Source organism: Sphaerospermopsis reniformis, assembly GCF_005402885.1.
GTDB classification, from domain to species: domain Bacteria; phylum Cyanobacteriota; class Cyanobacteriia; order Cyanobacteriales; family Nostocaceae; genus Sphaerospermopsis; species Sphaerospermopsis kisseleviana.
On record NZ_BJCE01000242.1, the window covers coordinates 1 to 8,088 of the forward strand.

At 34.6% G+C, this 8,088-nt stretch carries 13 protein-coding genes; 9 read left to right on the plus strand and 4 right to left on the minus strand.

The genetic code is table 11. The features are described 5' to 3' along the window. The first annotated feature begins 233 nt into the window (after positions 1-233). The 8 genes from FFR48_RS22835 to FFR48_RS22870 all read left to right on the plus strand — a co-directional run bounded on the left by FFR48_RS22835 (position 234) and on the right by FFR48_RS22870 (position 5,092). Positions 234-851 carry a Uma2 family endonuclease gene (locus tag FFR48_RS22835; protein ID WP_096568539.1) on the plus strand — a complete coding sequence of 206 codons (618 nt, stop codon included), beginning with the start codon at positions 234-236 and terminating at the stop codon, positions 849-851. 205 nt (positions 852-1,056) lie between these two features. Further along, on the plus strand, positions 1,057-2,361 hold the full coding sequence (locus tag FFR48_RS22840) for a site-specific integrase (RefSeq protein WP_137668949.1): 1,305 nt from the start codon (positions 1,057-1,059) through the stop codon (positions 2,359-2,361). Positions 2,362-2,409: 48 nt separating this feature from the next. Beyond that, complete coding sequence (locus FFR48_RS22845; protein ID WP_137668950.1) at positions 2,410-2,808, plus strand: RpnC/YadD family protein; 399 nt, start codon at positions 2,410-2,412, stop codon at positions 2,806-2,808. Positions 2,809-2,855: 47 nt separating this feature from the next. Next, entirely contained in the window at positions 2,856-3,269 is a 414-nt protein-coding gene (locus tag FFR48_RS22850) for a DUF433 domain-containing protein (RefSeq protein ID WP_137668951.1), read from the plus strand. Positions 3,270-3,286: 17 nt separating this feature from the next. Beyond that, positions 3,287-3,562, plus strand: a complete 276-nt coding sequence (locus FFR48_RS22855; protein WP_137668952.1) for a hypothetical protein — start codon at positions 3,287-3,289, stop codon at positions 3,560-3,562. Positions 3,563-4,029: 467 nt separating this feature from the next. Further along, complete coding sequence (locus tag FFR48_RS22860) at positions 4,030-4,278, plus strand: hypothetical protein (protein ID WP_096568550.1); 249 nt, start codon at positions 4,030-4,032, stop codon at positions 4,276-4,278. Continuing rightward, on the plus strand, positions 4,265-4,717 hold the full coding sequence (locus FFR48_RS22865; protein ID WP_137668953.1) for an HNH endonuclease: 453 nt from the start codon (positions 4,265-4,267) through the stop codon (positions 4,715-4,717). The genes FFR48_RS22860 and FFR48_RS22865 overlap by 14 nt, the downstream gene beginning before the upstream one ends. A gap of 159 nt (positions 4,718-4,876) precedes the next feature. Further along, the gene (locus FFR48_RS22870; protein WP_096572694.1) at positions 4,877-5,092 is read left to right on the plus strand and encodes a hypothetical protein; all 216 of its coding nucleotides are present in this window, start codon (positions 4,877-4,879) and stop codon (positions 5,090-5,092) included. 17 nt (positions 5,093-5,109) lie between these two features. On the opposite strand, the gene FFR48_RS22875 is transcribed toward FFR48_RS22870, so the two are convergent. The 4 genes from FFR48_RS22875 to FFR48_RS22890 all read right to left on the minus strand — a co-directional run bounded on the left by FFR48_RS22875 (position 5,110) and on the right by FFR48_RS22890 (position 6,840). Next, positions 5,110-5,454, minus strand: a complete 345-nt coding sequence (locus FFR48_RS22875) for a toxin-antitoxin system TumE family protein (RefSeq protein ID WP_137668954.1) — start codon at positions 5,452-5,454, stop codon at positions 5,110-5,112. Between the two features lie 39 nt (positions 5,455-5,493). Further along, a complete protein-coding gene (locus FFR48_RS22880; RefSeq protein ID WP_035371598.1) occupies positions 5,494-5,835 on the minus strand; it encodes a DUF5615 family PIN-like protein in 342 nt (113 codons plus the stop codon). Then, positions 5,832-6,056, minus strand: a complete 225-nt coding sequence (locus FFR48_RS22885; protein ID WP_027404290.1) for a DUF433 domain-containing protein — start codon at positions 6,054-6,056, stop codon at positions 5,832-5,834. Before FFR48_RS22885 ends, FFR48_RS22880 begins: the two co-directional genes overlap by 4 nt. A 400-nt stretch (positions 6,057-6,456) precedes the next feature. After that, positions 6,457-6,840 carry a phospholipase A2 gene (locus FFR48_RS22890; protein WP_137668955.1) on the minus strand — a complete coding sequence of 128 codons (384 nt, stop codon included), beginning with the start codon at positions 6,838-6,840 and terminating at the stop codon, positions 6,457-6,459. A gap of 330 nt (positions 6,841-7,170) precedes the next feature. On the opposite strand from FFR48_RS22890, the gene FFR48_RS22895 reads away from it, so the two are divergent. Beyond that, a complete protein-coding gene (locus FFR48_RS22895) occupies positions 7,171-7,986 on the plus strand; it encodes a hypothetical protein (RefSeq protein WP_371851475.1) in 816 nt (271 codons plus the stop codon). Positions 7,987-8,088: the final 102 nt, after the last annotated feature.

The following is an 8,088-nucleotide window of genomic DNA, read 5'->3' on the forward strand; positions in this document are numbered from 1 at the left end:
AAGTGTGCATTTTTTGGGATTTCAAGAGATGGCAAAGAAATTTTCCAATCTCCTCCTGACTCCTGACTCCTGACTCCTGACTCCTGACTCCTATGCCCTCACGGAAAGACTTTCTCAGCAACCCCTATTTATTAGATACCAAACTAATAACATCTTGTAAATCCTTAAATCCTGGACATTCTGATTCAGACAAGTGCTATAATAATATTTACAGATAGTTGAGTGAAGACACTATGAGCATCACAACTTTAACTAAACTAGACTTTATACAATTCTTACAACAACGTCCTGATGATGGTATTTATGAATTAGTTAACGGAGAAATTGTTAAAGTGGAAGCAATTAGAGCGCATAAAAATGTAGCCAGATTTTTGGTAAAGGCTTTTGATAGAGAGAGTGAACGATTACAGCTTGATTATATTGTAGATAAAGATATAGTTATTAGAACTATTACTAATAAAGGAGAACAGAGGGGAAGAAATCCTGATGTGAGCGTAGTTCTTGCATCTTTATGGAATGCTAATGTTACAGCTTATGGTGCTTTAATTGAACCAATTCCATTAGCAGTAGAAGTAGTATCAACAAATTGGGAAGATGATTATGTTGATAAGTTAGAAGAATATGAAAATTTGGGAATTAAGGAATATTGGATAGTGGATTATTTAGCTATAGCTTCTCGTAGTTATTTAGGAAATCCTAAGTTACCAACGGTGTTTGTTTATGAATTGGTTGATGGTAAATATCAACAAACAGCATTTACAGGTACAGATAAAATTATTTCTCCTACTTTTCCTGAATTAAATATTACGGTTGAAGATGTCATTAAAGCTAGTCAAATTTATAATGTATAATATTGTCGAGATACTGAAATGATTGTAGAAGTTTGGTATCTGTTTTCTGGATGTTTGCAGTTAACATATTTATTTCGGGTTTAAGTTTATTCTAATAAACAATTAAAAATGCAAGATTCACAAATTCAAGATCCAGAACAAGGGGTTTTGAATTAATTCTTTATGGTTTATTTGTTTATTTTGATGCGATCGCCACAAACCCAACATGAAAACCAACTTAACCCAGGAAATACAGCAAGTAAATCTGCGTTTGAAGTCTGCAAAAACCAGAGTTACCATTCGAGAATCTAATGGATGTCTGCAATTACGGGCAACTTTACCCCTGAAACCAGGAGATGCTGATATCAGAAAAACAGGTAAAAAGCAATACAACATCAGTTTAAACATTCCTGCTAACTTGGAGGGATTAAAAACCGTAGAAGAAGAAGCTTATGAGTTAGGAAAGTTAATTGCCAGAAAAACCTTTGTTTGGAATGATAAATATTTAGGGAAGGAAACTAGAAAAAATGATTTACCAACTATTGGGGAATTGTTAGAAAAGTTTGAAATTGAATATTTTAAAACCCATAAACGCACAACTAAAAGTGAGCATACTTTCTTTTATTATTATACTCGAATCAAACGTTATACCAATGCTGATGATTTAGCAATTGGGGAAAATTTTATTCACGCAATTGAGAAAATTGATAAGGAATGGGCGCGATATAATGCTGTGAGAGCAATTTCTGTATTTTGTCAACTTTTCAAGATTGAAATTAATTTAACTAACTATGCTAAAACCCCGGAAACTAACTCTCGCAATATTCCCACAGATAAGGAAATAGTTGCAGGTTTTTATAAATTTGAGGAATATGAAAATAATAGAGGTAAACAAGTTAATCAAGATGTCAAAGATAGCTGGTTACTGTGGCGTTGGGTTTATGGAATGTTGGCGGTTTTTGGTTTACGTCCCCGTGAGATTTTTATTAATCCTGATGTTGATTGGTGGTTAAGTTATGAAAATATAGATTTAACTTGGAAGGTTGATAAAGATTGTAAAACCGGAGAAAGGGAAGCATTACCTTTATATAAAGAATGGATTGAGGAATTTGATTTAAGAAATCCCCAGTATTTAGAAATGTTGGTGACAGCAATTAGTAAAAAAGATCAAAATAATCATGCAGAAATTACAGCTTTAATTCAAAGAGTTAGTTGGTGGTTTAGGAAAGTTGGCTTAGATTTTAAACCCTATGATTTACGGCATGGTTGGGCAATTAGAGCGCATATTTTAGGGATTCCGATTAAAGCAGCAGCAGATAATTTAGGTCATAGTGTGCAGATTCACACGAAAACTTATCAACGTTGGTTTTCTTTGGATATGCGGAAATTGGCAATAAATCAGGCTTTGAGTAAGCGGAATGAGGTTGAGGTGATTAAGGATGAAAATTTGGTTTTGAAGATAGAGAATGAAAGGTTGAAGATTGAGTTAGAAAAGTTAAAGATGGAAATGGTTTATAAAGGGAGTTTTTAGTATGTGATATGTTATAATTACAAGATATCAAAAAATATATTTTCAGGGATGAACTATCAACCAAACTCAGACTATGACAGTGCATGGAAAGAAGCGATTACAGTTTATCTTGAACAATTCATAGAATACTGTTTTCCTGAAGTTTATCAAGATATTGACTGGGAAAAAGGATATGAAACTCTAGACACCGAATTACAAAAACTAATTAGAGATGCAGAAACAGGAAGACGTTTAGCGGATAAACTGGTAAAAGTCACCCTGCGGAATGGAGAAAAAGCGTTAGTTCTGATTCACATAGAAATACAAGGACAAGAACAAGACGATTTTGCGGAAAGGATGTATATTAGACATCTACAGAAAAGAAATTATAGAACCTATTTATGGGGGCAGGGCGAAGCATTTGGGATATCTAGATGTCTGATTTTTCCGTTAAATTATCGCCCATAAGCTTCGCCCCTACAACTTATGACAAATTAATACATTCTATTGTGGAGATGTCTATTTATAATCATTGTTTATTTAATCGCTATCGTCTTAAAGTCTTTAGTTTCGCTGTCTTAGGAGATGATAACCCCAATTGGAAACCAACATCTTATGGTTATAGTCAGTGGGGGTTTACCACTCATTTGCAATTTCCCAGTGTTAAACTATTAGATTATAGCGATGATACCCTAGCACAAAGTAAAAATCCTTTTGCTATCATCATTATGGCACATTTACAAACCCAAGCCACTCAAGGTAATTCAGCTGCTTGGTACAAAATGGGATTAAATGCGGAAGAAATCACTGAACGCATGACTCATGTAACTCTTGTTCAGGTGTATGCAGCTTTAACTTATTATCATGCTAATCGAGAAGAAATTGAAGGTTATATTGCTGCTGAAAAAGCTGATTATCAACGGTTATAGATTAAGGAGATAAGTCTATGGAAAGCATGAAAATTAAAGCACAAATTGGTAATGATAGGATAGTCAAAATCGAACTTCCTCCTGAGTTTGCTAATGAAGAATTAGAAATGGTGATTGTATTTCAACGTATTGCCAAAACATCATTAAAATCTGAAAATAAATCTCCAGAAGAGTTAGGATATTCTCGAAGATTTTTAGAAGAAGTAATAGGTAGTTGGGAAGGTGAAATGATTGAAATTCCAGAACAGCTTCAGTTTGAAGAACGGGAGGAAATTCAATGGCCTATCTCTTAGATACAAATGCTTGTATTCAAATTCTCAATTCTCGAAATTCACCTGTTACTAAACGACTTTTATCAATTCCATCGCATTAGCAAATGATCTCATTTTAGTTACTCACAATACCCGTGAATTTAGCCGTATTGAAAGTTTGAAATATGAAGATTGGGAATAGATAAGTTAATGTTGGGTTTTCTCAACCCAACCTACAAACTTGTTTATTTTCTGATACCAAATATTAGTTTGGTAGTTTTAGTTCATAGAAGATGTTTGTTGTGTTAAATCCAAAATCTTCTCTGCTAGTAATAAAGGATTTTGATTGCCAAATATTTGATCATCTATTACTCCTATGCAGCAATTAGCTTAATTGCACTGTTAAACCCAAAAAGCGATCGCACTTTCCAAGCTCCAAACCCCAAAGAGCGATCGCCTCATCCTAAATATCCAATGATAAAATCAAGAAAACTCAAAACAATCCACCAATGACAGCTACACTGGTTAAACCCTCTCAATTCCTACCAGAAGGAATCTGTATCAAGCGTATTAATAACCTCACCCTCTTCAAATTTACCGATCAACTAGGAGAACGGATGCAAGAACTCCTTGATAAAAATAAATTGAATACCCTCACCCCAGAAGAAGCAATAGAATTAGAAGCCATAGGAGAACTTGACGACATATTCAGTTATATTAACGCTGCTGTTGCTGCTCAAGAAAATGCCCATTCCTAAATCTCTTTATGAGCAGGTGAGACAACGCGCTCAATGTCGCTGTGAATACTGTCACTACCCTGAACTTCTCAGCACAGCACCCCTTTCCATTGACCATCTGCAACCCCAATCTCTGGGAGGTACGGATAGTCCCGATAATCTTGCTCTGGCCTGTCGTCGTTGCAACGAAAGACGCTACAACTTCACTACAGGTATTGATCCTGATACGGGAAAAGAAACTCCTTTATTTAACCCTCGTCAGCAAATTTGGTCTGAACATTTTATTTGGACATCTGACGGTTTGTGTATTATTGGTAAGACTCCTACAGGAAGGGCAACTTGTGAACGTCTTGATCTAAATGATGAACGTCGAGGAGAAAAATTTATTCAAAAATCTCGACAAAGATGGGTTGAAAGCGGTCTACATCCTCCTGAAGATGATCCACAAGAATCAGAGTAATTTGTGCGATCGCCTCATCCTAAATATCCAATGATAAAATCAAGACAACTTAAAACCATCCAGTCATAACAAATGCGATCGCACCGTGAGCTTCACTAACCCACAATCATGAAACTTGTGGAAAAATAGAAATATAAAATTCTCTCTACCATGAAAATTATGAACGCCATAGAACTATTTCCCACCCTGCGAAATTTAACTCGTGCAGATAAGCTAAAAGTTATGCAGTTTCTAGTATCAGAATTAGCTAAAGATGAAGAACCATCATTAGAACAGGGAGCAACTTATTCTATTGTGTCCCCGCTAAATTCTCATGCTGCTGCACATCAACTAGCCCAACTGCTAGAAGCTGATAAACAAAAGGAACATGAATAAACCTCAAAGATTTTCCTTTACAGAGGCTCTGGAATTTTAGATGGGATAATTTCATCTTTAATATGCTTATGATCTGCGTAGCCCAAATCAGGTTTGTGTTTTGCATTATCATAGCGAAATATTAAGTTGTTTTCATTGTCTTGATAATGGAATGAATAAGAGAGCTTTGCTAATGATTCTTGTAGATCAATGTATTCTTTGAAAAATAAACGACTCCCCCGTAAAAAGTCTAAATTTCCCTGGATAAGCCCGACATAGTTTGATCTAGCATCTAAGGAAAAATTAAAAGATATAATCCACCCTTGATTCAGGTATTTTTGAATAACGATAAGAATATCAGCTTGGTAATTGTTGAGTGACATATTCTATTTAAGCGATCGCTTTCTAGTATCAAACATTAATTATTTAAAAGCTTCAATCTGATCCAAATAAACATTAATTAACTGATGATCAGCCACTAAAATTTCAATTTCTGGCCAAACTCTAGACAGAAGTGAGTGAAATTGACGTTTTCGCACATTCCCAAAGCGTAGATGTACTACTTTAGGCGGGAGTAAATCAACCATCATGCGATCAGAAAAATCTGCATCTTTGGTAACAATTACCAGTTTTCTTTCTTTCGCATACTGCCATATTTGGGTATCACTTGGACTGTTACCTAAGATTGAAACATGGACAATGGGTAAAGATGGAGTAAATTGGATTTTCACGGGTAAATTTTCATCGAATAAAAACCCATTCATGCGATTTTTCTCACTTGATAATGATTCCCCATCAACTTTGCTGCAAATTGAATACAAGCATAAATATCTTCTCGTTGTAGAGAGGGGTACTCTTCCAGAATTTCCTCAATTGAATCACCAGCGCCTAAAAACTCCATAATTGTTTGTACAGAAATTCGAGTATTAGTAATAATGGGTCGTCCATTACAAATGTCTGGATGAATAGTTATTCTACTTTCCATTTTGTTTACTTCTTATCGTTACTGATTAATTGTAGCATTTGTCTGATAGCGTGGCGCAAGCTAGATGAGGATTTGCAAGATTTACAGGATGAGGGATCTGTTTGTAAATGATGTTGCTAATTTGACGCTGATTAATTGTCTGAATCAGGATTTCCAGGATTTTAGGATTTACAGGATGAGGTTGTTAATTTGAGGATAATTAATGATGAGCGATCGCTGTGGGAATTTGTCTGAATCAGGATTTACAGGATGAGGTATCCGGTGGTTAATTGGTGGCGATCGCTGTCCCTAAATCCCTAGATCCCCGACTTCTTAGAGAAGTCGGGGATCTGAAATAACTCTAATCGGACCAAAACAAGGTTGCTAATTTGAGGATAATTAGTTGCTCAGTTGAACCGGATCATTTTCCGCTGGGTCTGCCACTTTCGTTTCTTGCTTTATCAAAGCGTTTTTGACCATATCTTACTACTCCGATGTAATATTTATCTGCTATAAATAAGCATCCTTTGTGTTTTAGTGTATTTGGAGTAAACAATGTATTACAAGTGTTTTGCATATCACTGAGAAACACTTTGTCGCAAGATGCTTTGGGGGCTTCTGAATATGAGTAGCACCAATCATGTGAGTTACATGCATCTGTAAAGATTTTAAAGTCGGGCACATTTGTACAACCATCTGCTTGATCTTGAGCTTGAGATGGTAGCACGTTAACTAAAGTTGAACCAAAGACAGTAGATACAGTAATGGCAGAAACAGCGATCGCAGATGATATGATCTTATTCATGTCAATTCCCCCTGTTTAAATAACGTACAAATTTTTATTGGGAGTAAATGTAGATAAATATGAAATTTACTACCCGACCCACAATAACCTACAATGATTTTAAAATATACTAAACTTAATACGCCCAAAAGAGGATGTCAAGACCTCAAAAGTATGTAAAAGCAGTAAAAAGTCTCTAAAAGTAATATCCTGTACTAAACCCGCGAAGATGGGTTTTGTCTGTGTAGTTTCACTAGAAGATGTATTAAAACCATGATAGACTTTTAAAAAGTCTTGACTTGAAAGGGATCGAATGGACGCAAATTAGAATTATCATTACTACAACAAAAAATCCTGCAAGGAAAATGTAATTTAATCAACTTACTAGGTATTAGAGGTATTGGAAAAACTGCTTTATCTTTAAAATTAGTTGATAATATCAAAGAAAATTTTGAGTTCGTTATTTATAAAAGTTTAAAATCTCTACCCAGTTTAACACAACTAATTACAGAGACAATTTACCCTAATGATCAGCTTATTCAAGATAACTCACCTCATCAACTTTCACAATTTAAAAAAGCCATAGAAAAATACTCTTATCTGATGATAATTGACGATGTTAACTGTATTTTTTCAAAGCATCAAGTATCAGGTAAATATCAACAAGGGTATGAAGAATATGGGAATCTATTTAAATTATTATCAACAACAAAACATCGAAGTTGTCTAATTATCAATAGTAGTGAGGAAATTCGTGAATTATCTAAACCACAAACTGATCATAGTCATGTTTTCACCCTGGAATTATTGGGATTAGATGATGATGGTGTAAACATTCTTAAAAAATTTGGCTTGAAAAATGAAGAAAATTATCAAAAATTGCTGAATATTTATCAAGGAACTCCCCAATATTTACAAATAATTGGTTATCTTATTCAGGAATTATTTGCAGGTGACACCAATAAATTTTTGCAGCTAGATCAACCTTTTATAGATATTGAACTAACGGCTTTTTTAGAGCAAAGTTTAGATATTTTGCCACCATCAGAAGTAGAATTACTACATTTTATAGCTAGTCAAAATGGCTCAATTTTATTAAGTGAACTGGAAAATAGTCATCAGGTTTATGAGCTAATAGTTACTATAGCAATCCTAAATGAGTTATGAACAGGGAACATAATGAAGCAGTTTGGGAAAATCAAATGTTTGGTGATTCGTAAAAAATTTAAACAACCACTTGATAATGGAAAAAGACTTGCAGAGATGCCA